Origin of the sequence: Pelomonas lactea (assembly GCF_043555885.1) — a bacterium.
Classification (GTDB): domain Bacteria; phylum Pseudomonadota; class Gammaproteobacteria; order Burkholderiales; family Burkholderiaceae_C; genus Pelomonas; species Pelomonas lactea.
In genome coordinates this window covers 1-23963 of sequence record NZ_JBIGHX010000001.1, presented here as the reverse complement: position 1 = coordinate 23963, position 23963 = coordinate 1, and the positions used below count along the sequence as shown (strand labels likewise).

Below are 23963 nucleotides of genomic sequence, written 5' to 3'. Positions count from 1 at the left end.
GCGTTCAGCGTGGCACGCCTGGACGAGGGGCCTCAGTTCACCGGAGGCAAATCCAGCCACCGCTGCAACCGCATGCGCAGCGCTGCGAAGTCCAGCGGCTTGGTCAGGTGCTCGTCCATGCCCGCTTCCATGCTGGCGGCCACGTCGGCATCGAGCGCGTGCGCCGTCAACGCCAGGATGGGGAAGCCGGGCATGCGGCCATCGCGCTGCTGCGCGCGCAGCCGGCGGGCGCATTCCAGGCCGTCCATGCCGGGCATCTGGATGTCCATCAGCACCAGGTCGGGGGCGGTTTCCTCGCAGGCGGCCAGCGCTTCGATGCCGTTCTTGGCCAGGCGGGCCTGCACGCCCATCAGCGCCAGGAACTCCAGCGCGACGACCTGGTTGATGTGGTTGTCCTCGACGAGCAGGACCTGGGGCAGGCGCTGATCCCGGACGTCTTCGTCCAGGCCTGGCAGCGGCGCGCCGGCCGCGGCGCCACCGGGGGCGGCGCTGAGCCAGAGCGGATGCGTTGTCAGAGAGGCCTGCAGCCTTGTGTTGTCCATCCCGTGTCCTCGGTTTTCGCTTGTTTTTATATCCCCCGGTAAGGGGTTGGCCATTGTTGCCTCAGCCCTCACCGATGCGCAACCTCCCATCCCACAAATGCGGCGAGCCTTGGTCGCCCGCGTAGGCTGCGCGTGCTGACAGTTTTCGTCAAGCGGCCTCCCTACACTGCTCGCCTTCGCAGTTTTGACCCCCACTATGACCGACGGTCTGATCCGCATCCGAGGCGCCCGGCAGCACAACCTCAAGAACCTCGATCTCGACCTGCGCACGGCCGAATTGACCGTCGTCACGGGCCCCAGCGGCTCGGGCAAGTCCAGCCTGGTGTTCGACACGCTCTATGCCGAGGGGCAGCGCCGCTACGTGGAGACCTTCTCGGCCTACGCGCGCCAGTTCCTGGACCGGATGGACCGCCCTGCGGTGGACAAGGTGGACGGCGTGCCACCGGCGATTGCCATCGACCAGACCAACCCGGTGCGCACCAGTCGCTCCACGGTGGGCACCATGACGGAGCTCAACGACCATCTGAAGCTGCTGTACGCCCGAGCGGCGGAGCTTTTTGATCGCAAGACGGCGCTGCCTGTCAGGCATGACACCGCGCAGAGCATTTATGCGGAGCTCATGGCGCGCGCGGAACGCGAGCAGGACCCCAGGATGGTGCTGACCTTCCCGGTCGAACTGCCGGCCAACACGACGGCGGCGCAGGTCGAGCAATGGCTGTCGGCCAGCGGCTTCACACGGGTGCAGGCCGAGCGGGAGGTGGACGGCAAGAAGGTGCTGGACGTGGTGGCCGATCGCTTCCGCATCCTGGGCGCCGACAAGCAGCGGGCCATGGAGGCCATCGAGCTGTCGCTCAAAAGAGGCTCAGGCCGCCTGAGCGTCTACGTGGGTGACGAAGGGGCCACGCTGTGGCGGTTTTCCACCGGCCTGCACTGTCCGGAAAGCGACCTCCGCTACGCCGACCCGCAGCCGGCGCTGTTCTCGTTCAACTCGGCGTTCGGCGCCTGCGAGGCCTGCCGCGGTTTCGGCCGTGTGATCGGCGTGGACCTGGGCCTGGTGATTCCGGACGAGCGCAAGACGCTGCGCAACGGCGCCATCAAGCCCATGCAGACGCCGGCGTGGAAGGACTGCCAGGACGACCTGCTGAAGTACGCGGGCGAGGCCGGCATTCCGCGCGACACCGCCTGGAAGGACCTGAGCGCGGAGCACCGCCGCTGGGTGATCGACGGCACGCCGAACTGGAACGGCAACTGGAACAAGCAGTGGTACGGGGTCAAGCGCTTCTTCGACTACCTGGAGAGCAAGGCCTACAAGATGCACATCCGCGTGCTCTTGTCCAAGTACCGCAGCTACACCGAATGCCCCAGCTGCCGCGGCGCGCGCCTCAAGACCGAGGCGCTGCAGTGGCGCGTGGGCAGCAAGGCGCTGGCCGATGCGGCGCTGCCAGCCGCGCAACGCTTCCTGCCGGTGGGCGTGGACTGGACGCGTGACCAACTGGAGGCGCTGCCGGGCCTGAGCCTGCACGATCTGATGCAGCTGCCCATCCAGCGCCTGCGTGACTTCGTCGACGGCCTGCAGCTGCCCAGCACCATGCTGGATGAGGCGCTCAAGCTGCTGCTGGACGAGATCCGCCACCGCAGCCGCTACCTGTGCGACGTGGGCCTGGGCTACCTGACGCTGGACCGCCAGAGCCGCACGCTGTCCGGTGGCGAGGTGCAGCGGATCAACCTCACCACGGCGCTGGGCACCAGCCTGGTCAACACGCTGTTCGTGCTGGACGAGCCCAGCATCGGCCTGCACCCGCGCGACATGAACCGCATCGTGCAGGCCATGCAGCGGTTGCGCGACGCCGGCAACACGCTGGTGGTGGTGGAGCACGACCCGGCGGTGATGCTGGCGGCCGACCGCCTCATCGACATGGGCCCCGGCCCCGGCGAGCGCGGTGGGCAGATCGTGTTCGACGGCACGCCCGAATCCATCCGCGCGGCGGACACGCTGACGGGTGCCTACCTGGGCGCGCGCAAGCATGTGGGCATGGGCCTGAAGCGCCTGGTGGAAGACAGCACACCCAAGCTCATCCTGCAAGGCGTGCGCGAGCACAACCTGAAGGACGTGTCGGTCGAGTTCCCGCTGCAGCGCATGGTGGTGGTGACCGGCGTGTCGGGCTCCGGCAAGAGCACGCTGATGCAAGACGTGCTCTACCCGGCGCTGGCCCGCCAGTTCGGCAAGGCGACCGAGACGCCCGGCGCGCATGAGGCCTTGCTGGGCGCGGACTTCCTGGCCGACGCCGTGTTTGTGGACCAATCGCCCATCGGCAAGACCGCGCGCTCCAACCCGGCGAGTTACGTCGGTGCATTCGACGAGATCCGCAAGCTGTTCGCCGTGGCCCCGCTGGCCGTCGAGCGCAGCTACAGCGCCGGCATGTTCAGCTTCAACGCCGGCGACGGCCGCTGCCCGACCTGCGGCGGTTCGGGCTTCGAGCATGTGGAGATGCAGTTCCTCAGTGACGTGTACCTGCGCTGCCCGGACTGCGACGGCAAGCGTTTCCGCGCCGAGATGCTGGACGTGAAGCTGTCGCTGAAGGACCGCGACCTCAGCGTGTCCGACGTGCTGGAGCTGACGGTGGCGGAGGCCGTTCATCTGTTCAGCGACCACCGCGCGGTGCTGCAGAAGCTGCAGCCCATCGTGGACGTGGGCCTGGAGTACGTGCGCCTGGGCCAGCCGGTGCCCACGCTGTCCGGCGGCGAGGCGCAGCGCCTGAAGCTCGCCGGCTTCCTGGCCGAGGCGGCGAGCAACCCGCGCTTCGGCGTCGCCAAGAAGGGCACGCTGTTCCTGTTCGACGAGCCCACCACCGGCCTGCACTTTGACGACATCGCCAAGCTGATGCGCGCGATGCGCAAGCTGCTCACGTCCGGCCATTCGCTCATCCTCATCGAGCACAACCTGGATGTGATCCGCGCGGCTGACTGGCTGATCGACCTGGGGCCTGAGGGCGGCGATGCGGGCGGTGAAGTCGTTTGCGTTGGCACACCCGAGGCCGTAGCCCAGCACCCGACCTCCCACACCGCGGCCGCGTTGCGCGACTACGCGCTGCACATGGACCGCCCGGCGGTGGTAGTGGAAGAAGGCCGCCCGCTGCAGCAGTTGATCCAGGCACGCCGCCAGGCGGACGAAGCCATCAAGATCGTCAACGCCCGCGAGCACAACCTCAAGGGCGTGACGGTGGAAGTGCCGCGCGGCAAGTTCAACGTCGTGACCGGCGTGTCCGGCTCGGGCAAGAGCACGCTGGCGTTCGACATCCTGTTCAACGAAGGCCAGCGCCGCTACCTCGAATCGCTGAACGCCTACGCCCGCAGCATCGTGCAGCCGGCCGGCCGGCCCGAGGTGGACGCGGTGTGGGGCATTCCGCCCACGGTCGCCATCGAGCAGCGTCTCTCTCGCGGTGGTCGCAAGAGCACGGTGGCGACGACCACCGAGGTCTGGCACTTCCTGCGCCTGCTGTACGTGAAGCTGGGCGTGCAGCACTGCGTGCACGACGGCGCACCGGTGAAGCCGCAGAGCGTGGAGAGCATCGCCGCGCAGCTGATGCGCGACTACCGCGGCCAGCACGTGGGCCTGCTGGCGCCGTTGGTGGTCAACCGCAAGGGTGTGTACACCGACCTCGCCAAGTGGGCCAAGGGCCGCGGCCACACGCACCTGCGCGTGGACGGTGAGTTCCTGCCGACCTCGCCCTGGCCGCGGCTGGACCGCTTCAAGGAGCACACGCTGGAGCTGCCGGTGGGCGATCTGGTGATCAGCCCCGACAAGGAGCCCGAGCTGCGTGAGCTGCTGGCCAAGGCGCTGGACGCCGGCAAGGGCGTGCTGCACCTGTTGAGCCCGCTGGACGGCCTGAGCGCGGCGCTGGCCGCGGGCGAAACCGGGCGGGGCATTGGCGCGGTGAAGGTGTTCTCCACCAAGCGCGCCTGCCCGGCCTGCGGCACCAGCTACCCCGAGCTGGACCCGCGGCTGTTTTCGTACAACTCCAAGCACGGCTGGTGCACCAGCTGCGTGGGCACGGGCCTGAGCCTGACGCGCGAGCAGCGCAAGGCGCTGGACGACAGCGTGCAGGCCGACGACAACCGCGGCCGCGAGCAAAGCTTCCCGGCCGAAGAGGCCGAGGTGGAAGGCCTGACCGACGCGCCGTGCCCGGACTGCCACGGCACGCGCCTGAACGCGACGGCACGTTCGGTGGAGTTCGAGGACAAGGCCATCGGCGAGGTGGCCTCGTGGAGCGTGGGCCAGGCCCGGGCCTGGGTGCAGAGCCTGCACCTGGAAGGCCGAGATGCTGACATCGCGCGCGACGTGGTCAGCGAGATTCTGGGCCGGCTGGAGTTCCTGGAGGAAGTGGGCCTGGGCTACCTGACGCTGGACCGCGCCGCGCCGACGCTGTCGGGCGGCGAGGCGCAGCGCATCCGCCTGGCGGCGCAGCTGGGCAGCAACCTGCAGGGCGTCTGCTACGTGCTGGACGAGCCGACCATCGGCCTGCACCCGCGCGACAACCAGATCCTGCTGAAGGCGCTGTCCACGCTGGGCGATAAAGGCAACACGCTGGTGGTGGTGGAGCACGACGAGGACACCATCCGCCGCGCCGACCACATCATCGACATCGGCCCGGGCGCCGGCAAACGCGGCGGCCGCGTCGTGGCGCAAGGCACGGCGGCGGAGCTGGCGGCGGTGGAGGACTCCACCACCGGCCGCATGCTGGCCCGCCCGCTCATCCACCCTTTGCAGGAGCGCCGCGCCATCGACCCGGCCGCGCCCAAGCTGACGGTGCTGAACGCCGCGCTGCACAACCTGCAGGGCGTGACGGTGGACGTGCCGCTGCACCGCCTGGTAGCAGTGACCGGCGTGTCCGGTTCCGGCAAGTCCACGCTGGCGCGCGACGTGCTGCTGGCCAACATGGCGGTGGCCGTGCCGCTGCGCAAGGCGCCCGCCAAGTGGCAGGGCTGCGACGGCATCGAAGGCCACGCCCAGGTGGACCGCGTGCTGGAGGTCGACCAGACCCCCATCGGCAAGACGCCGCGTTCCTGCCCGGCCACCTACATCGGCTTCTGGGACGCCATCCGCAAGCTCTTTGCCGAGACGCTGGAGAGCAAGGCGCGCGGCTACGCGCCCGGCCGCTTCAGCTTCAACACCGGCGAAGGCCGCTGCCCCGGTTGTGAAGGCCAGGGCATGAAGACCATCGAGATGAGCTTCCTGCCCGACGTGAAGGTGCCGTGCGATCAGTGCCACGGCCAGCGCTTCAACCCCGAGACGCTGGGTGTCAGCTGGCGCGGCAAGAGCATCGGCGACGTGCTGCAGATGGAGGTGGACGAGGCCGTTGAGTTCTTCGCCTCCATGCCGTCCATCGCCCATCCGCTGCAGTTGCTCAAGGACGTGGGCCTGGGCTACCTGACGCTGGGCCAGCCGTCGCCGACGTTGTCCGGCGGTGAGGCGCAGCGCATCAAGCTGGTGAGTGAACTGGTCAAGGTGCGAGACGACGTCACGCGTCGCGGCCAGAAGGCGCCGCACACCCTCTACGTGCTGGACGAGCCCACGGTGGGCCTGCACATGGCCGACGTCGAGAAGCTCATCCGCGTGCTGCACCGGCTGGTGGCCGGCGGGCACTCGGTGGTCGTCATCGAGCACGACCTGGATGTCATCGCCGAGGCCGACTGGGTGCTCGACCTGGGGCCGGAAGGCGGCACGGCCGGCGGCCGCATCGTGGTGGAAGGCACACCGGAGCAGGTGGTGGCCAGCGGCAGCCACACGGGCGTGGCGCTGGCGCCGGTGCTGGCGCGGGTGGCGTAACTTCGGTTTTCTGGAAGTCAGGGATCGGAGAACTTCGCTTCTCCGACTGCCTCCTGCTGCGGACACTGCGCCCCATCGTTTTTGACGGAGGTGCGTGATGGCGCTGTTGCTGTGGATCGTCGTGGGTGTGCTGATGGCGGTGTGGTCCGCCACGGTCTGGCTCGGCCAGCTGCTGCTGACCGTGCTGATCGGCGGCGCCGGCCACCTGCCCGTCAAGGACATCGCGTTGCCCGAGGCCTGGACACGCTGGCTGCCGCAAGCGGTGTCCGAGTCCATCACGCAGGGCATCGAGACACTGCAGCCCTGGCTGCAATCCCTGCTGGACACCATGCCGGCCCTGGCGGGCGGCGTGACGGTGCTGGCCTGGATCACCTGGGCCGTGGGCGCCGCCCTGTTGCTGCTGGCCGGCGGCGCGTCGCACGCGGCCCTGCGCTGGTGGCAGCGCAGCCAGCGGACAGCTTCGCTGCCCAAGCTTCTCCCTTCCTGACCTTTCATCCTGTTCTTTGACGGAGCCTGACATGGACACCCTCACTCTTCTTGGCCTGCTGTTGGCGGTGGTGTTTTTTGCCGCCGCCTGGCAAGCCTGGCGCATCGGCAACGAGCGCCGCGACGTGGCCCTGCTCGGGGTCGGCGGTGGTGTGTCGGCCGCGGGTGCGGCGCTGTCCTTCATGCTCTGACGAAAGCCTTCGATGGAACTCCTTCTGAACTTCCTGCAAGCCGACTTCCTGGGCAAGCCCGCCTGGCTGTGGATGAGCTTCCTGGGTGTCGTGGTGACGCTGCTGGCCTTCGACCTCGGCGTGCTGCACAAGGACGATCATGAGATCGGCGTGCGCGAGAGCCTGATGCTGTCGGCCGGCTACATCGGCGTGGCGCTGGCCTTCGGCGCCTATGTGTGGTGGTACCTCGGCGCACAGGCCGGCATGGACTACTACACCGGCTTCATGATCGAGAAGTCGCTGTCGATGGACAACGTCTTCGTCATCGCGCTGATCTTCAGCTTCTTCGCCATCCCGCGGCTGTACCAGCATCGCGTGCTGTTCTGGGGCATCCTGGGCGTCATCGTGCTGCGCGCGATCATGATCGGCCTGGGCGCGACGTTGGTGAGCCAGTTCAGCTGGATCCTGTATCTGTTCGGCGCCTTCCTGGTGCTCACCGGCATCAAGATGTGGTTCATGGTTGACCATGAGCCGGACATCGCCAACAACCCGCTGCTGAAGTTCCTCAAGAAGCACATGCGCGTGACGGACGGCCTGCGCGGCAACGCCTTCTGGGTGAAGGAAGCCGACCCCAAGACCGGCCGCATCGAGCGCTTCGCGACGCCGCTGTTCCTGGCGCTGCTGCTGGTGGAGTTCGTGGACCTGATCTTCGCGGTGGATTCGGTGCCGGCCATCTTCGCGATCACGACCGACCCCTTCATCGTCTACACGAGCAACATCTTCGCCATCCTGGGCCTGCGCGCGCTGTACTTCGCGCTGGCCGCGATGATCCACCGCTTCAAGTACCTGAAGTACGCCCTGGCCCTGGTGCTGGTGTTCATCGGCAGCAAGATCTTCCTGGTCGGCTTCATCGGCAAGGTGCCGGCGGTGGTGTCGTTGAGCGTGACCTTCGGCCTGATCGCCGGGGGCGTGATCGTGTCGATGTGGAAGACGCGCGGTGAGGCGGCCGCGGTGGCCCCCTCAGCCCGCTGACGAACGTCCGTGCCGAACGGCACGGCGCGAGGGTCTCCCTAGAATGCGGCGCCCCCTACCGGGGGCCCCATTCAGGAGACCCCCTTGAAGCCCGTGACCTTCGCTGCCGTGAGCAGCCTGGCGCTTGCGCTGGCCCTGTCGGCCGCCGTGCCGCTGCAGGCGCAGACCGCGCCCGCCGCCGTTCCCACCCTCGAACAGATCTTCCGCGCCGCGCCCTACCGCGGCGAGAACGCCAAGGACGCCGCCTTCAGCAAGAGCGGCCGCTACCTGGCCTGGCTGTGGAGCCCGTTCGGCGAGCCCGGCACCGACCTGTGGGTGCACGACACCCGCACCGGCAAGACCACGCGGATCACCTCGCCCCAGGTGATGGCCGCCTTCGATGCGCCCGAGGACATGGCGCGCTTCGACAGGAAGCTCAAGCAGCGCAATGACGAGTACGGCGAGCGGCAGGCGCGCGAGCTGGCGCAGCAGGCCTACCTGCGCGGCGAGCCGGTGGACCTGTCGCAGTGGGAGACGGCCCAGATCGAGGTGCTGAAGAAGGAACTGGCCGACAAGAAGGCCAGGGACGACGCGCAGAAGGCGGCAGACAAGGCCGAGGCCGAGGCGGAGAAGTACGCCGCCGCGGTGCTGGCCGCCCGGCGCGCCGGCAAGCCGGCCCCCGCGCCGTCGCCCGCCGCCTCGTCGCCCGACAAGAAGGATGACAAGGAGAAGGAGCTCTGGGAGCTGCGTGACGAGCTGAAGAAGAAGCTCGCCCGCGACAAGCTCAAGCCCACCGACCTCTATCCCGGCCCGGCGCAGTTCGTCTGGGCCAACAAGGCCGACGAGCTGGTGTTCCAGTACCGCGGTGGCCTGTACCGCTGGCAGCCCGACGCCAAGGCGCCCCAGCCGCTGGTGGCCACGCAGCGCGAGCTGCGCACGGTGGCCTACACGCCCGACGACGCCGGCTTCATCTACATGGACGAGACCCGCGTGCTGCGCCTGAGCTTCCGCCAGGCCGGCGTGCAGGTGGTCAACCGCGAGCTCATCCACCCCGACGACGAGCAGAAGAAGTACCGCATCGAGCAGACCGCCATCAGCGAGGACGGCCGCTGGATGTCGCTGCTGGCCAAGGCGCCGCTGAAGGCCGCGGACGACAAGCCGGCGCCGCCGGGCCGCCAGGTCGAGATCATGAGCTACAGCGAGCGCTGGGCCACGGCCAAGAAGGTCAACCGCGAGGTGTCCGACGACAAGCGCACCGAGAAGCCGCTGGCGCTCTACATCCGCGCCGTGCCCACCGGTGCCGAGCCGCCGCGCAAGCAGCCCGCGCCGGTGTTCACGAACGCGGGCGGAGACGTCTGGTTCGAGATGAGCGACGTGGCCTGGGCCAAGGACGGCAGCCGCTACGCGTTCGCGACCTGGGAGCGCGAGAAGGAATTGCTGCGCGTCTACCTCGGCAGTACTTCTTGCCCCTCGCCGGTGAGTACGCCAGCGGCCCCCCGAGGGGGCGCTGCAGGCCTTGGGAACGGCCCGGCGGCCTGCGACGAGACCGCCAAGCCCGAGCTGGTGCTGGAGCGCCGCGGCGACGTGGGCCACGAGGTGGTCAATGTGTTGAAGCCGCGCTTCACGCCGGACGGCAAGACGCTGGTGCTGGCGCTGGATGAAGCCGGCTGGCGCCAGCCCTATGCCATCGACGTGGCGAGCAAGGCGTTGCGGCCGCTGGTGAAGGGCGAGTTCGAGGCCCACCAGGTCATCGGCTTCACGGCCGACAGCAAGGCGCTGTTCGTGCTGGCCAACCAGGGCGACAAGGCGGCGATGAACCTCGTGCGCATCGACATGGCCACCGGCGCCGTGCAGGCGCTGGGCGCGGCCGGCGAGTACCACCGCGGCGCCGCCGCGTCGGAGGACGGCCGCTGGGTGGCCGCCAACGCCGGCAACTGGGCGCAGCGCCCCGAGCTCAAGCTGCTGGCCACCGACGGGCGCGCCGCGCCGCGCACGCTGACCGACAGCAGCGACAAGGCGCTCGCCGACGTCAAGCTGCTGCAGCCCGAGCGCTTCTCTTTCACCAACCGCCACGGCGACCGCATCGAGGCCTACGTGTTCAAGCCCGCCGGCTGGCAGGCCAGCGACAAGCGCCCCGGCATCGTCTACGTGTACGGCGGCCCGCTGAACGACCGCCACATCGTCGAGGTCGACAGCTTCCAGAACACCGCCTACCTGTTCGGCCAGTACATGGCCGCCAAACACGGCTTCGTCACCGTGGCCGTGGACCCGCGCGGCCACAGCAACTACGGCCGCAAGTTCTCCGACGCCAACTGGGAGCGCCCCGGCGAGCCGCAGAGCGAAGACCTGGAGGACCTCGTCAAGCTGCTGCCGACCTACGGCGTGGACCCGGCGCGCGTGGGTCTGAACGGCTGGAGCTTCGGCGGCTTCCAGACGCAGTACACGATGTACACGCGGCCCGACCTGTTCGCCGCCGGCATCGCCGGTGCGGGCCCGACCGAATGGGAGAACTACAACAGCTGGTACAGCGGCCGCACCATCGGCAAGGTGGACCGCAGCAAGCCCAACCTGCGCAAGTTCTCGCTGCTGCCGCTGGCCAGGGGCTTGAAGAAGCCGCTGCTGCTGGTGCACGGCATGCAGGACCCCAACGTGCTGTACCAGGACACCGTCAACGTCTACCGCGAGCTGCTGGACTCGGGCAAGGAGTCGCTGGTGGAGCTGTTCCTGGACCCGGACGGCGCGCACGCGATGGGTGGCGTCGTCAAGCCCGCCGGCTGGCACCGCAAGTACGAGGCCTTCTGGCTCAGGACCTTGGCCCCTCGCCCGGTCGCGCCGCGCTGAACGCGGGTGCGCCCAGTCGGGGCCGCGCAGAGGCCATTGACCGCTGCGCTCCAGGAGGCGCATCGAGCCCACTGGGCTCCATGTGTCCGGCCGAAGCCCCCGAGGGGACGGCGATGCTCGCGGGGGCTGCCCCGCTTGCACATCGCCGGACGGGCCTTCTGAGTGGCACAACGGCCGCGTGCCCTAAGCTTGCCACCATGTGGACCGCCCCGCCGCCACCGCCCGACGAAGATCGCCGCCTCGCGCGGCTGGCCGCGCTGTCGGTCATGGACACCGCGCCCGAGCCGCTGTTCGACCACCTGGTCGCGCTGGCCGCGCAGATCTGCGGCACGCCGGTGGCTTTGCTGGGGCTGCTGGACGAACGCCGGCAGTGGTTCAAGGCCGCCGTGGGCTTTGGCCGCAGCGAGACGCCGCGTGCGCAGACCTTCTGCGCGCACACGCTGCTGGCCGACGGCCTGTTTGAGGTGCCGGATGCGCGGCTGGACGAGCGTTTCGTGAACCACCCGGACGTGCTGGCCGACCCGCCGCTGCGCTTTTATGCCGGCGTGCCGGTGCGCCTGGATGACGGCAGCCACTCGGGCACGCTGTGCGTCGTGGACTTCCGGCCGCGCGAGCTGACCGATGCGCAGCGGGAAGGATTGATGCGACTGGCCGACGCGGCTGCCGAGGCGCTGATGATGCGTGAGCGCGTGCTGGCCGCGGCCGATGCGGACCTGCAGCCCTTCCAGGTGTTGGCCGAGACGGCGCCGCTGGGCATCTTCCGGGCCGACGCGGCCGGGCAGGGGATCTATACCAACCCGGTCTGGCAGCGCATCTACGGCCTGTCCGCGTCGCAGGCGCTCGGCGACGGCTGGGCGGCCGCGCTGGTGCCGGAGGACCGTGAGTCCGCACTGGATCACTGGCGGCGCTGCGTGCAGCGCCACCAGCCCTTTGAGATGCGCTACCGCGTGCATGGTGCGGGCGGCGGGTCGCGTCAGGTGTGGGCGCGTGCGCAGCCGCTGCGCACGCCGGACGGCGCGCTGGCGGGCTACGTGGGCATGGCCGAGGACGTGACCGACCGAATCACCGCCGAGCGCGAGCTGCGCGAGAGCAAGGCCTTGCTGGACCGCACCGGCCGCGTCGCCGGCGTGGGCGGCTGGAGCCTGGACCTGCAGACCCGCGAGCTGGTGTGGGGCGACCAGACCTGCCGCATCCACGACCTGGAGCCCGGCCACCGGCCGACGCTGGAGGAGGCCGTCGACTACTACAAGCCCGATGCGCGCAGTGCCATCGAGGCCGCTGTGCAGCGTGCCATCGCGCATGGCGAGCCCTGGAGCCTGGAGCTGCCGCTGGTGACGGCGGCCGGCCGCGAGATCTGGGTGCTGGCGCAGGGGCAGGTGGACTGGCAGGACGGCGCGCCGGTGCGGCTGGTGGGCGCGCTGCAGGACGTCACCGAGCACCACCGCGCGGCTGTCGAGCTGGAGCACAGCCGGCAGCGGCTGCGCGCGCTGTACGAGGCCACGCCCGCGCTGATGCATTCGGTGGACACCGCGGGCCGGCTGCTCAGCGTGTCGGACCGCTGGCTGGAGCGGCTGGGCTACCGGCGTGAGCAGGTCATCGGCCGGCTGCTGGATGACTTCATGACGCCCGAGTCCAGCCGGCAGGTGCGCGAGCTCTACCGCCCGGCCGTGTGGCGCGACGGCCATGTGGACGACTGCGCCGTGCAGCTCATCTGCGCCGACGGCCAACTGCGCGACGTGCGCGTGTCGGCGGTGGCCGAGTACGACGCGCGCGGCCGGCCGCTGCGAGCGCTGGCGCTGGTGGACGACATCACCGAGGAACTGCAGCGCCGCGCCGAGCTGGCGCAGGAGCAGCGCATGCGCCGCCAGACCGAGCGGCACGTACAGGAACTGGACCAGCTGCTGCGCGAGCGCTCCGAGATGCTGGACGTGCTGGCTCACGAGGTGCGTCAGCCGCTGAACAACGCCAGCGCCGCGCTGCAGAGTGCCGCGGCCAGCCTGGCCGGCCGCGGCGAACGTCAGGCGCAGGAGCGGCTGACGCGGGCGCAGGCCGTGCTGGGCCAGGTGCTGGCCGGCGTGGACAACACGCTGGCCGCGGCCAGCCTGCTGGCCGGCGGCGGTCGCATCGCGCGGCTGGACACCGACATCGACACGCTGATCGCCGTCACCATCGCCGACCTGCCGCGCGAGCAGCGCGACCGCATCACCGTGCATCGCCACACCGCCACGCGCACCGCGCTGATGGACATGAGCCTGATGCGGCTGGCGCTGCGCAACCTGCTGTCCAACGCGCTGAAGTACGCGCCGGGGCGCAGCGTCGTCACGCTGCACGTGATGGACTTCGACGAACCCGCCGCACTGCAGTTCGAGGTGGCCGACGCCGGCCCCGGCATTCCGCGCGAGTTGCTGCCGCGGCTGTTCACACGTGGCGCGCGCGGCGGCGGGCACGAGTCGGCCCATGGGCTGGGCCTGTACATCGTGCGCCGCGTGATGGACCTGCACGACGGCAGTGCCGAGCTGCTGCGCACGGGGCCGCTGGGCACCGTCATGCGGCTGACGTTGCCCCAGGCCGGCTGAGCGGAGCCCCGTGCCCGCAGGCCCTAGACTGCCCCGGTCCCGGCCGCGCTGACCTCGCCCAACCGCCATGCCCGACCTTCAGCTCGAACCCATCCCGCGCCCCCGGCGCCTGCCCAGCCTGCGCGGACAGCTCAGCCTGGTGCTGGGTGGGCTGGCGCTGGCCATCCTGGGGCTGGTTGGCGGCTACCTCGGCAGCGTCGCCACCGACGAGCTTTACACGGCCCAGGTCGCCGCTGTGAGGGCGACGGCACAGTCCGCCGCCGAGCTGCTGGCCAGCCAGTTGCGCGACCGGGAGCGGGAGATCGAGCTGCTCAGCGTGGCCCCGCACCTGACGGCCGGTGCGCTGGATTCGGCGCTGGTGCGCGACGCGCTGGAGCGTCGCCAGGCGCTGCACGACGAGTTCGCGTGGCTGGGCGTGGCCACGCCCGACGGCGCGGTCCAGCAGGCCAGTGGCGGCATGCTGGTGGGCCGCTCGGTGGCGCAGCGCGAATGGTTCATCGCCGGGCGCGAGCGCATCTACGTGGGCGACGTGCACGAGGCCAAGCTGCTGGCCACCATGCTGCCGGCCCAGCCCAACGGTGAGCCGACGCGCTTCATCGACTTCGCCGCCCCCATCCGCGACGCCGAGGGCCGGCTGCGCGGCGTCGTCGGCGCGCATGCTCACTGGCGCTGGGTCACCAGCATGGTGGAGAGCGTCACGCGACGCCAGCAGCCGGGCAGCGGCATCGACGCGCTCATCATCGACCGCCAGGGCCGCGTGCTCTACCCCGAGGCGATGAAGCTGGCCCAGGTCAACGGCGAGGACGTGCTGCCGAAGCTGGCCAACGGCCGCTTCGAGGGCGAGCTGGCGTTCGGCGGCAAGACCTACCTGACCAGCGAGGCGCCGCTGCAGGCCCGCACGAACGCCGAGCTGGGCTGGCGCATCATCGCCCGCCAGCCGCTGGAGCAGGCGTTGCGCCCGGTGCGCGACCTGAAGCGCGAGCTGGTGTTGCTGGGCGTGCTGGCCGCCGGGCTGCTGACGCTGGCCGCGCTGCTGCTGGCCCGGCGCATCAGCCGGCCGGTGGAGCAGCTGGCCCGCATCGCGGAGCGGGTCGAGAGCGAGCGCCGCATGCCCGATTTTCCCAGCGAGCCCGGCGCGCAGGAGCTGGCCAAGCTCAGCACCGCCATGCAGTCCATGGCGCGCTCGCTGCTGTCCACCGAGCGGGAGCTGCAGCGCGCCAACGCGACGCTGGAGGCCCAGGTGCAGCAGCGCACCGCCGAGCTGCAGGCCGCCAATGCCGCGCTGGAGCACCTGGCCACGCGTGACCCGCTGACCGGCCTGCACAACCGCCGCAGCCTGGATGCCCGCCTCGCCGAGGCCCAGGCGCTGGACCGGCGTTATGGACAGAACGGCCGCGTGCACGGCCTGCTGCTGATCGACGTGGATCACTTCAAGCGCATCAACGACCAGTTCGGCCATCCGGCCGGCGACGCCGTGCTGCGCCAGCTCGCCACGATGCTGCTGGCCTCGGTGCGCGTCACCGACGTCGTGGCGCGCTTTGGCGGCGAGGAGTTCGCCGTGCTGCTGCCCGGGCTGGCCGGCCCGCTGGAGGCCGTCATGGCGGCGGAGAAGGTCCGCGGCGCGGTCGCGGCGGCCGTCTTCCCCGAGGTGGGCCACATCACGGTCAGCCTGGGCGTGAGCCTGGCGTCGCCGGACGATGTCGACGCACACCCGCTGATCACCCGGGCCGATGCTGCGCTCTACGAAGCCAAGCGCGGCGGTCGCAACGCTGTCGTGCTGAAGGCCGCTGACAACGCGGCGGCCTGATCGGCGCCGTTCAGTCGCCCGGCTTCCGGTGCAGCGGAACGAAGAAATAGGCGCAGAACGCCTGGCCGTTGCACGTCGGGTTCATTGTTGGCAAGAGCAGAAGCGCGTCCGGCAGGCCGGGCGCAACGGTATCGAGCTGGCAGAGCAGGCCCCATTCGGCGTCAGAACTGCCGACGCAGTGCCGGTAACGCGCTTCGCCGTCCAGTAGCGGGCGCACGGCGGCTAGCGCGTCGCCCTCGTGGCCCTGGTAGAGCGCCGGGTCCGCCCGCACGGCGTCACGCGTGTGCGCCAGGTTGTTGTTCGGAATCATGACGTCGACCGGCGCAACATCGCCCGCGGGCCGGCGCGCAATAGGCTCCGCCGCGGCGTCGACCGGGCTGACCGTGTACTCGCAGGCGCGCGCCGACTCGCAGGTGACCGTCACGCGCATCTGCTCGAACACGCTGGAAAAGCTGCCGCGGTACCAGGCCGCCTCGGCCTGCGCGCGGGCCGGCCCGGGCAGCGCGCAGGCGGCAGCCATGAACAGCGAGGGCAGCCACGTTGTCATGCGAAGAGCTGCGATCAGATCAGCTGCAGCGGCGCGCGGAACACATAGCCCACGCGCGACTTGCTCTGCAACGGCACCAGCGTCGGCGTGGCGCGCTCGATGCGGCGGCGCAGGCGGTAGATGGTGGCTGACAGGCCGTCATCGGCTTCGCCGTCGGGCACCTCGCGGCCCAGCTTGTGCAGCAGCGCCTCGCGCGTGACCGGCTCGCCATTGGCGGCGGCGAAGCATTCCAGCAGCTGGCGGTCGGCCTCGCTGAGTTGGATGCGCGTGCCGTCGGGCACGACGAGCTCGCCGCTGGCGCGGTCCAGCTTCCAGACGGCGTCCGCCGCCGCAGGCTTGGCAACGCGGCGCTGCACGGCGGCGATGGCCAGCGACACCTGCTCGAACTGCACGGGCTTGACGAGGTACATGTCCGCACCCGCCGTGATGACCTCGCGGAACACCTCGGGGCCCAGCCGGCCGGAGACGACGACGACCCCCGCGTCGGTGCGGCGGCGCAGGATCTTGATGAGCTCCACGCCGTTGACACCCGGCAGCATCAGGTCGACGAGGTAGAAATCGAACGAGAACGCGTCGGGCGAGGCCAGCAGCGCGTTGCTGTCGTCGAAGCGGCTGACTGCAATGCCCTGCTCCTGGAGATACTGCGCGAGGAACTCCGAGTACTCGGCGTCGTCATCGATCAGGGCGAGGGTCTTGGGATGCATGGCAGCTGCGGGCGCGGGAAGCAACCGGCGAGTTTGCCGCATGATGGAGGCGTCAGGGCTCATCCAAATCGCCGTAGCGTGCCGATTTGCGCAGTCCGCGGGGCGATAAATGATTGACTCCGGCGCCGCGGCATGAGAAATCTCGGGGCAAGGAGACAACAAATCATGGACGAGGCGACGCAGCACGAGGGCGATGAGGGGCTGGACTGGCTGATGCCAGGGCATAGAGCCGCACCGGCTGACGCGCTCAAGCGCATCCAGGCCCTGTGCGCCGCATGGCCCGATCTGCATGCCGCGATGCTGGTGGTGCAGGCCACGCACCAGGAGTTGCCGCGCGACATGCTCGCGGCGGCCATCAAGCAGTTCCGGCCCGATCTGGGCGCCTACACCGCCGAGGATGTCGTCAGCCTGCTGACGGCAATCTGGAACGGCGGCAGGAGCGGCTTCGACGCGGTGCTGCGCACGCGGGCCAACTCGCCGAAGAAGGGCGCGGGCGCCTTCTCCTGGGTGAAGGAGTAGCGGCTACTTCTTCAGCCCCAGCGCGGCCCAGCCGTCGTGGCCCAGCCGCTCCAGCGTGTCCAGGTTGCCCTCGAAGATGGCGGCCGTGTCCGGCATGGACTCCACCGCGCGGGTGATGCTGTCCTCGCGCAGCAGGTGCAGCGTGGGGTAGGGCGAGCGGTTGCTGTAGTTGGCGATGTCGTCGGGCTCGCTGCCGTCGAACTGGTAGTGGGGGTGGAAGTCGGCGATCTGCAGAATGCCGTCCAGCTTCAGCTCGTCCACCAGCGCGTCGGCCGCATCCAGGAAGTCGTTGAAGTCCAGGAAGTCGGTCAGCACCTGCGGGTGGATGAGCAGCGTCGTGTCCACCTCGTCCGGGTCGGCGCGGTTCAGCGCCAGCAGCTCGCGCGCCAGGTCTTTCAGCAGTGCTTCAGGCTCGGTGGCGTCACTGACGACGTAGCGGATGCGCTCGTTGACGTGCACCGCCTTCGCGAACGGGCAAAGGTTCAGGCCGATGACGGCCTTGACGACCCAGTCGCGGGTGTCGGTGATGACTTGATCGTGGGTCATGGTTTCGGGTTGTTCAGCCAGGCCTCTGCCATGCGGACCCACATGGAGCCGCCCAGCGGAATCAGGTCGTCGTTGAAGTCGTAGCTCGGGTTGTGCAGCGTGCACGGCCCCAGGCCGTGGCCGCCGGTGCGGTGCTCGCCGTCGCCGTTGCCGATGAGGAAGTAGCAGCCGGGCTTGTCCAGCAGGTAGTAGCTGAAGTCCTCGGCGCCCATCGTGGGCTCGAACTCCTGCACGTTCTCGGGCCCCACCATGTCGGCCAGCACGCGGCGGGCGAACTCGGTTTCGGCCGGGTGGTTGATGGTGGGCGGGTAGTTGCGGCGGAACTCGAACTCGGCCGTCAGCTCGAAGGCGCCGGCCAGTTGTTCCGTCATGTCCTTCATGCGGCGCTCCAGCAGGTCCAGCAGCTCCAGCGTGAAGGTGCGCACCGTGCCTTCCATGACGACCGAGTCCGGCACGACGTTGGTGGCCTCGCCGGCGTGGATCATGGTCACGGAGATGACGCCCGGGTCGATGGGCCGCTTGTTGCGGCTGATGATGGTCTGGAAGGCCGACACCAGCTGGCAGGCGGCCGGCACCGGGTCCACACCCAGGTGCGGCATGGCCGCGTGCGAGCCCTTGCCGCGCAACGTGATCTTGAACTCGTTGCTGCTGGCGAACACCGGGCCGGACTTCAGCGCGAACTGGCCGGCCTTCATGCCCGGCCAGTTGTGGGCGCCGAACATGGCCTCCATCGGGAACTTCTCGAACAGGCCGTCCTTGATCATCTCGCGGGCGCCGCCGCCGCCTTCCTCGGCCGGCTGGAACACCAGGTAAACCGTGCCGTCGAAGTTGCGGTTTGTCGCCAGGTGCTTGGCGGCGGCCAGCAGCATGGCGGTGTGGCCATCGTGGCCGCAGGCGTGCATGCGGCCGAGGTAGCTGCTGGCGTGCGGGAACTGGTTGCGCTCGGTCATCGGCAGCGCGTCGATGTCGGCGCGCAGGCCCACGGCGCGGTCCGAGGTGCCGTTCTTGACAATGCCGACGACGCCGGTCTTCCCCAGGCCGCGGTGGATGGGAATGCCCCAGTCGGTCAGCGCCTTCGCGATGACGTCGGCGGTGCGCTCCTCGTGGAAGCAGAGTTCCGGGTGCTTGTGCAGGTCGCGGCGGATGGCCGTGATCTCGGGCGCGTCTGTGAGGATGGTGTCGATGAGCTTCATGAGCGGGTGACTTCTAGGCCCTGTAAGGGGCCGAGTTTAGGATTGCGGCCGTGAACATGCGCCGCTTTGCACGCGGCTGGCTTCTTTGGCTGGCCCTGATCCTGCCCATCGCCCAGGCGATGGCGGATGTGCACGCGCTGTCGCACGCCGGTGACCGGCAGAACGACGGTCTCGTTCATCTCGACGACTGCGACCTGTGCCTGACGGCTGCCCACCTGGCTGGTGGGGCGCCGGCTGCCGAGCCGCCGCCGCTGCCTATCGGTACTGCGGTCGATGCGGCCATCACGGCACGGCCCACGCCGGCCGTGCAGCGTGACGCAGCCTGGCGCCCGCCGGTCCGCGCACCGCCCGCTTCCGCCTGAACCCCAAGCCTTCCCGCGCCCGATGTTCCGGGGCGCGGGCGTTTGCGTTTTCTCGTGGAAGTACCCTCTCATGCGTTCCTTTGCCCTGGCGCCCTTGGCGGCCGCCTGCCTGTCCGTTTCCTTCGTGTCCATCGCCCATGCCGAGCCGGCTGAGTCTCTCGACAAGGTCGTCGTCACCGGCAACCCGCTGAAAAGCCAGGTGCTGGCCCAGCCCAGCGACTCCCTGTCCGGCGACCAGCTCGTGCTGACCCGCGCCGCCAACCTCGGCGACACGCTGCAGGGCCTGCCCGGCGTGGCGGCCACCAACTTCGGCCCCAACGCCAGCCGGCCCAGCATCCGCGGGCTGGACGGCGACCGCGTGCGCATCCTGAACAACTCGGGCGCGTCGGTGGATGCGTCCAACCTCAGCTTTGACCACGGCGTGGCCATCGACCCGCTGGTCATCGACAAGGTCGAGGTGCTGCGCGGCGCCGCGGCGCTGCTGTATGGCGGCAACGCGGTGGGCGGCGTCGTCAACACGCTGGACAACCGCATCCCGCGCAGCTTTACGCCGGGCCTGAGCGGCGCGGCCGAGGTGCGGCTGGGCGGCGCCAGCAACGACAAGAGCGGCGCCGTCGTGCTGGACGGCGGCCGCGGCTCGGCCCAGTCGGGCTTCGGCTGGCACGTGGACCTGGCCGGCCGCGATGCCGGCGACCAGCGCACGCCGCGCTTCAGCAGCCCCACCGACGACGGCGCCGAGAGCCGCACCAGTGTGCGCAACTCCGCCGCGCGCAGCCACGGTGGTGCGGTGGGCGGCTCGGTGTTCTTCCAGAGCGGCTATGCCGGGGTGTCGGTGGACGACTTCCACACCAACTACGGCACGACGGCCGAGGCCGACGTGACCATCCGCATGCAGCGCCAGCGCCTGGCCACGGCCGGCGAGTGGGCCACCGCCGACGGGCCGGTGCGCCGCGTCAGCTGGCAGCTCAGCCGCAACCGCTACGAGCACGTGGAGATGGAGGGCGCCGACGTCGGCACGACCTTCAAGAGCACCGGCACGGACGGCCGGCTGGAGGTGGAGCATGCGGCGCTCGGCCCGGTGAAGGGCCTTGTCGGCCTGCAGACCGAGTCGCTGGACTTCTCGGCGCTGGGCGAGGAGGCCTTCGTGCCCAGCACGCGCACGCGCAGCACCGGCGTGTTCGTGCTGGAGCAGGCGCGGCTGGCCGGCGTGGACTGGTCGGCCGGCGCGCGCACCGAGCGCGTGACGGTGGACTCCGACGGCGGCGACCGCTTCGGCGCGGCGGTGTCCCGGCGTTTCCGGCCGCTGAGCCTGGCGCTGGGTGGCGTGCTGCCGCTGGACAGCGCCTGGAGCCTGAGCGCCAACCTGAACCGCACGCAGCGCGCGCCGGCCTATTACGAACTGTTCGCCAACGGCCTGCACGTGGCCAGCGCCGCGTTCGAGCGCGGCGACGCCGGGCTGGGCCTGGAGAAGTCCAGGGGCCTGGACGTGGGCCTGAAGTGGGAGGGCGACGGCAGCCATGTGCACGCGAACGTCTACGAGACGCGCTTCTCGAACTACATCGCGCTGCAGGCCACAGGCGAGACGGCGGACAACGACGGCGAGGCCGTGCCGGTCTACGCCTTCCAGGCCGTGCCGGCACGGCTGCGCGGTGTGGAGCTGGAGGGCCGCTGGCAGGCGCACCCGGCCGTCGCGGTGCTGGCGCAGCTGGACGCCGTGCGCGGCGACAACCGCACGACGGGCGAGCCGCTGCCGCGGCTGGCGCCGCTGCGCGCGATGCTGGGGCTGGAGGGCAAGTGGGGCGACTGGTCCGGCAGGCTCGAGTGGCGCGGCGCAGCGCGGCAGACGCGCGTGGCCCAGTTCGACACCGCCACGGCCGGCTACGGCACCGTGCGGCTCAGCCTGGCCCGCCAGCTGCGCTGGGACGGCGTGGACGCGCTGTGGTACCTGAAGCTGGACAACCTGGGCAACAAGCTGGCCTACAACGCCACCGCGGTGCCCACCATCCGCGAGCTGGCGCCGCAGCCGGGCCGTTCCGCCAGCACCGGGCTGCAAGTCCGCTTCTGATCGCCATGGGTCGCCCCGGGGCGACCTGGGGCGAGCCATGACGGGTTAACTCTGGTGCCTCGGCGCCACGGCTTCGGGCACCCTGCACCGAGGCAGTGCCCCGGTGCACCAGAAGCCGCCCACCCGGGTGGCGCGGAATTTGCGTCGGTGCCTGCGAGAGGAGCAACGATGCAGACCGCCTTCGATGAAATGAAAGCCGCGGGGGGCAACGCCACCCGCGCCCACTACGAGGCCTACGCCCGCTGGCTGGCCGAGCAGCCCGAGTCGCTGATGCGCGAACGGCGCGAACAGGCGGAGCTGATCTTCCGCCGCGTGGGCATCACCTTCGCGGTTTACGGGGACAAGGACTCGGGCGAAGGCACCGAGCGCCTGATCCCCTTCGACCTGATCCCGCGGGTCATTCCGGCGTCCGAATGGACGTCCATGCAGGCCGGCCTGGCCCAGCGGGTGACGGCGCTGAACCGCTTCATCCACGACGTCTATCACGATCAGGAGATCCTCAAGGCCGGCATCGTGCCCGCCGACGAGATCCTGAAGAACGCCCAGTTCCGCAAGGAGATGATGGGCGTGGACGTGCCGGGCAATGTCTACAGCCACATCGCCGGCGTCGACATCGTGCGCGCCGGCAACGCCGACGGCTCGGGCGACTACTACGTGCTGGAAGACAACCTGCGCGTGCCGTCGGGCGTGAGCTACATGCTCGAGAACCGCAAGATGATGATGCGGCTCTTCCCCGAGCTGTTCGTCAGCCACCGCATCGCGCCGGTCGCCCACTACCCCGACCTGCTGCTGGACACGCTGCGCAGCGTCGCCCCGCCCGGCGTGGCCGACCCGACGGTCGTCGTCATGACGCCGGGCATGTACAACTCGGCCTACTTCGAGCACGCCTTCCTCGCGCAGCAGATGGGCGTGGAGCTGGTGGAGGGGCAGGACCTGTTCGTCGACGGCGGCTTCGTCTACATGCGCACCACCCGCGGGCCGAAGCGCGTGGACGTCATCTACCGCCGCATCGATGACGACTTCCTGGACCCGCAGGTCTTCCGCGCCGACTCGCAGCTGGGCTGCGCCGGCCTGGTGGACGCCTACAAGGCCGGCAAGGTGACGCTGTCCAACGCCATCGGCACGGGCATCGCGGACGACAAGTCCATCTACCCCTACGTGCCGAAGATGGTGGAGTTCTACCTCGGCGAGAAGCCCATCCTGCAGAACGTGCCGACCTACGTCTGCCGCGAGAAGGACGACCTGGCCTACACGCTGGCCCACCTGTCGGAGCTGGTGGTGAAGGAGGTGCATGGCGCAGGCGGCTACGGCATGCTCGTCGGCCCGGCCGCGACGAAGGCCGAGATCGAGGCCTTCCGCGAGCGGCTCGTCGCCAACCCGGGCAACTACATCGCGCAGCCGACGCTGTCGCTGTCGACCTGCCCGACCTTTGTCGAATCGGGCATCGCGCCCCGTCACATTGATCTGCGACCCTTCGTGCTGTCGGGCTCGTCGGTGCGCATGGTGCCGGGCGGGCTCACGCGCGTGGCGTTGAAGGAAGGTTCTCTCGTGGTCAACAGCAGCCAGGGCGGCGGGACCAAGGACACCTGGGTGCTGGAAGACTGAGGGAGACGACAAGATGCTTTCGAGAACCGCTGACCACCTCTTCTGGCTGAGCCGTTACATCGAGCGTGCCGAGAACACGGCCCGCATGCTCGATATCGCCTACCAGACCTCGCTGCAGCCGCAGTCGGCCGACGAGTCCGAGCAGACCTGGCGCAGCCTGGTGTCCATCTCCGAGCTGAACGGCCTGTATGGCGCCAAGTATTCGGCGATCAACGCGCGCAACGTCATGGAGTTCATGGTGGCCGACGAGAACAACCTCTCGTCCATCTTCAACTGCCTGCGCGCCGCGCGCGAGAACGCGCGGGCCGTGCGCGGCGCGCTGACAACCGAGGTCTGGGAGACGATGAACCAGACCTGGCTGGAGTTCCGCCGCCTGCTGCGCGAAGGCGCGCTGGCGCGCGACCCGTCGCAGCTGTTCGAGTGGGTCAAGTACCGCTCGCACCTGTCGCGCGGCGTGACGGTGGGCACCATGCTGCAGGACGAGGCCTTCCACTTCATCCGCATCGGCTCCTTCCTGGAGCGTGCCGACAACACGGCGCGGCTGCTGGACGTGAAGTTCTATCGCCAGGAGCAGGCGCAGGGCGACCCGGAGGCCTCCAGCCATGATGCAGCGCGCGACTTCTACTACTGGTCGGCCGTGCTGCGCTCCGTGTCGGGCTTCGAGATCTACCGCAAGGTCTACAGCAACGTGATCCAGCCTGACAAGGTGGCGGAGCTGCTGATCCTGCGGCCCGACATGCCGCGGTCGCTGTCGCACTGCGTGACGCGCATGCTGGCCAACCTGAAGCGCGTGGCCAACCCGCAGTCGGCCGAGACGCTGCGGCGCGTGGGGCGGCTGGAGGCCGAGCTGAGCTTCGGCCGCATCGACGAGATCCTGGCGGAGGGCATGCATCCCTTCCTCGATGGCTTCCTGGCCGAGGTGGCGGACCTGGGGTCGCGGATCAGCCGGGACTTCTTGGTGCCGTCGGCTTGAGGTTGTGGCGGTGACCAGTCTTTCGGTTGTTCTTTCGGAGGGTTGGTTGTCGCATAGGCCCATGCCGGGAGTTCGCCCCGGCGGGCGACCTACTTTCTTGCACGCGCAAGAAAGTAGGCAAAGAAAGCGCCCCTGCAAAACCGCCCCTGCGGGGTTCCCTGCGCTGCTTGAATCCCAAGGCCGCGCCGA

General features: G+C 69.7%; 17 protein-coding genes. 12 read left to right on the top strand and 5 right to left on the bottom strand.

All coding sequences use genetic code 11. The features are described 5' to 3' along the window. Positions 1–32 precede the first annotated feature (32 nt). Positions 33–542, bottom strand: coding sequence for a response regulator (locus ACG04Q_RS00085; RefSeq protein WP_394508737.1), 510 nt, complete (start codon positions 540–542; stop codon positions 33–35). A 196-nt stretch (positions 543–738) separates the two neighbouring features. On the opposite strand from ACG04Q_RS00085, the gene uvrA reads away from it, so the two are divergent. The 7 genes from uvrA (at position 739) to ACG04Q_RS00050 (ending at position 15260) form a co-directional block, all read left to right on the top strand. After that, the gene (gene uvrA, locus ACG04Q_RS00080) at positions 739–6369 is read left to right on the top strand and encodes an excinuclease ABC subunit UvrA (RefSeq protein ID WP_394508736.1); all 5631 of its coding nucleotides are present in this window, start codon (positions 739–741) and stop codon (positions 6367–6369) included. 97 nt (positions 6370–6466) lie between these two features. Then, positions 6467–6856 (top strand): hypothetical protein, encoded by a 390-nt coding sequence (locus tag ACG04Q_RS00075; RefSeq protein ID WP_394508735.1) that lies wholly within the window; start codon positions 6467–6469, stop codon positions 6854–6856. A gap of 31 nt (positions 6857–6887) precedes the next feature. Further along, positions 6888–7046 carry a hypothetical protein gene (locus ACG04Q_RS00070; RefSeq protein WP_394508734.1) on the top strand — a complete coding sequence of 53 codons (159 nt, stop codon included), beginning with the start codon at positions 6888–6890 and terminating at the stop codon, positions 7044–7046. 12 nt (positions 7047–7058) lie between these two features. Further along, positions 7059–8057 carry a TerC family protein gene (locus ACG04Q_RS00065; RefSeq protein ID WP_394508733.1) on the top strand — a complete coding sequence of 333 codons (999 nt, stop codon included), beginning with the start codon at positions 7059–7061 and terminating at the stop codon, positions 8055–8057. Between the two features lie 93 nt (positions 8058–8150). Further along, positions 8151–10877 (top strand): S9 family peptidase, encoded by a 2727-nt coding sequence (locus ACG04Q_RS00060; protein WP_394509657.1) that lies wholly within the window; start codon positions 8151–8153, stop codon positions 10875–10877. A gap of 197 nt (positions 10878–11074) precedes the next feature. Continuing rightward, positions 11075–13453, top strand: coding sequence for a sensor histidine kinase (locus ACG04Q_RS00055; protein ID WP_394508732.1), 2379 nt, complete (start codon positions 11075–11077; stop codon positions 13451–13453). A 67-nt stretch (positions 13454–13520) separates the two neighbouring features. Continuing rightward, positions 13521–15260: a sensor domain-containing diguanylate cyclase gene (locus tag ACG04Q_RS00050; RefSeq protein ID WP_394508730.1), complete on the top strand. Its 1740-nt coding sequence runs from the start codon at positions 13521–13523 to the stop codon at positions 15258–15260. A 10-nt stretch (positions 15261–15270) separates the two neighbouring features. On the opposite strand, the gene ACG04Q_RS00045 is transcribed toward ACG04Q_RS00050, so the two are convergent. Both ACG04Q_RS00045 and ACG04Q_RS00040 read right to left on the bottom strand, forming a co-directional pair. After that, on the bottom strand, positions 15271–15780 hold the full coding sequence (locus ACG04Q_RS00045; RefSeq protein WP_394508729.1) for a hypothetical protein: 510 nt from the start codon (positions 15778–15780) through the stop codon (positions 15271–15273). 41 nt (positions 15781–15821) lie between these two features. Next, a complete protein-coding gene (locus ACG04Q_RS00040) occupies positions 15822–16511 on the bottom strand; it encodes a response regulator transcription factor (RefSeq protein ID WP_394508728.1) in 690 nt (229 codons plus the stop codon). 165 nt (positions 16512–16676) lie between these two features. Between ACG04Q_RS00040 and ACG04Q_RS00035 the strand changes: the two genes are divergently transcribed. Further along, positions 16677–17030: a hypothetical protein gene (locus ACG04Q_RS00035; protein WP_394508727.1), complete on the top strand. Its 354-nt coding sequence runs from the start codon at positions 16677–16679 to the stop codon at positions 17028–17030. 3 nt (positions 17031–17033) lie between these two features. Here ACG04Q_RS00035 and ACG04Q_RS00030 read toward each other — a convergent pair whose 3' ends face one another. Together ACG04Q_RS00030 and ACG04Q_RS00025 are read right to left on the bottom strand one after the other, a co-directional pair. After that, positions 17034–17576, bottom strand: coding sequence for a DUF1415 domain-containing protein (locus ACG04Q_RS00030; RefSeq protein WP_394508726.1), 543 nt, complete (start codon positions 17574–17576; stop codon positions 17034–17036). Further along, entirely contained in the window at positions 17573–18769 is a 1197-nt protein-coding gene (locus ACG04Q_RS00025) for a M20 aminoacylase family protein (protein WP_394508725.1), read from the bottom strand. The genes ACG04Q_RS00030 and ACG04Q_RS00025 overlap by 4 nt, the downstream gene beginning before the upstream one ends. A 56-nt stretch (positions 18770–18825) precedes the next feature. Here ACG04Q_RS00025 and ACG04Q_RS00020 point away from each other — a divergent pair, with 56 nt between their 5' ends. The 4 genes from ACG04Q_RS00020 to ACG04Q_RS00005 all read left to right on the top strand — a co-directional run bounded on the left by ACG04Q_RS00020 (position 18826) and on the right by ACG04Q_RS00005 (position 23774). Then, positions 18826–19131, top strand: a complete 306-nt coding sequence (locus tag ACG04Q_RS00020) for a DUF2946 family protein (RefSeq protein ID WP_394509656.1) — start codon at positions 18826–18828, stop codon at positions 19129–19131. A 70-nt stretch (positions 19132–19201) separates the two neighbouring features. Next, positions 19202–21196, top strand: coding sequence for a TonB-dependent receptor (locus ACG04Q_RS00015; protein ID WP_394508724.1), 1995 nt, complete (start codon positions 19202–19204; stop codon positions 21194–21196). Positions 21197–21364: 168 nt separating this feature from the next. Then, positions 21365–22801: a circularly permuted type 2 ATP-grasp protein gene (locus ACG04Q_RS00010; protein WP_394508723.1), complete on the top strand. Its 1437-nt coding sequence runs from the start codon at positions 21365–21367 to the stop codon at positions 22799–22801. A 13-nt stretch (positions 22802–22814) separates the two neighbouring features. Continuing rightward, complete coding sequence (locus tag ACG04Q_RS00005) at positions 22815–23774, top strand: alpha-E domain-containing protein (RefSeq protein WP_394508722.1); 960 nt, start codon at positions 22815–22817, stop codon at positions 23772–23774. The last annotated feature ends 189 nt before the right edge of the window (positions 23775–23963 follow it).

Excerpts from the sequence above, each read along its gene's own strand:
- ACG04Q_RS00075 (WP_394508735.1), top strand. The coding sequence starts at position 6,467 with ATGGCGCTGTTGCTGTGGATCGTCGTGGGTGTGCTGATGGCGGTGTGG.
- ACG04Q_RS00025 (WP_394508725.1), bottom strand. The coding sequence starts at position 18,769 with ATGAAGCTCATCGACACCATCCTCACAGACGCGCCCGAGATCACGGCC.
- ACG04Q_RS00020 (WP_394509656.1), top strand. The coding sequence starts at position 18,826 with ATGCGCCGCTTTGCACGCGGCTGGCTTCTTTGGCTGGCCCTGATCCTG.
- ACG04Q_RS00045 (WP_394508729.1), bottom strand. The coding sequence starts at position 15,780 with ATGGCTGCCGCCTGCGCGCTGCCCGGGCCGGCCCGCGCGCAGGCCGAG.
- ACG04Q_RS00035 (WP_394508727.1), top strand. The coding sequence starts at position 16,677 with ATGGACGAGGCGACGCAGCACGAGGGCGATGAGGGGCTGGACTGGCTG.
- ACG04Q_RS00005 (WP_394508722.1), top strand. The coding sequence starts at position 22,815 with ATGCTTTCGAGAACCGCTGACCACCTCTTCTGGCTGAGCCGTTACATC.
- ACG04Q_RS00050 (WP_394508730.1), top strand. The coding sequence starts at position 13,521 with ATGCCCGACCTTCAGCTCGAACCCATCCCGCGCCCCCGGCGCCTGCCC.
- ACG04Q_RS00010 (WP_394508723.1), top strand. The coding sequence starts at position 21,365 with ATGCAGACCGCCTTCGATGAAATGAAAGCCGCGGGGGGCAACGCCACC.
- ACG04Q_RS00055 (WP_394508732.1), top strand. The coding sequence starts at position 11,075 with ATGTGGACCGCCCCGCCGCCACCGCCCGACGAAGATCGCCGCCTCGCG.
- ACG04Q_RS00085 (WP_394508737.1), bottom strand. The coding sequence starts at position 542 with ATGGACAACACAAGGCTGCAGGCCTCTCTGACAACGCATCCGCTCTGG.
- uvrA (WP_394508736.1), top strand. The coding sequence starts at position 739 with ATGACCGACGGTCTGATCCGCATCCGAGGCGCCCGGCAGCACAACCTC.
- ACG04Q_RS00040 (WP_394508728.1), bottom strand. The coding sequence starts at position 16,511 with ATGCATCCCAAGACCCTCGCCCTGATCGATGACGACGCCGAGTACTCG.
- ACG04Q_RS00070 (WP_394508734.1), top strand. The coding sequence starts at position 6,888 with ATGGACACCCTCACTCTTCTTGGCCTGCTGTTGGCGGTGGTGTTTTTT.
- ACG04Q_RS00030 (WP_394508726.1), bottom strand. The coding sequence starts at position 17,576 with ATGACCCACGATCAAGTCATCACCGACACCCGCGACTGGGTCGTCAAG.
- ACG04Q_RS00065 (WP_394508733.1), top strand. The coding sequence starts at position 7,059 with ATGGAACTCCTTCTGAACTTCCTGCAAGCCGACTTCCTGGGCAAGCCC.
- ACG04Q_RS00015 (WP_394508724.1), top strand. The coding sequence starts at position 19,202 with ATGCGTTCCTTTGCCCTGGCGCCCTTGGCGGCCGCCTGCCTGTCCGTT.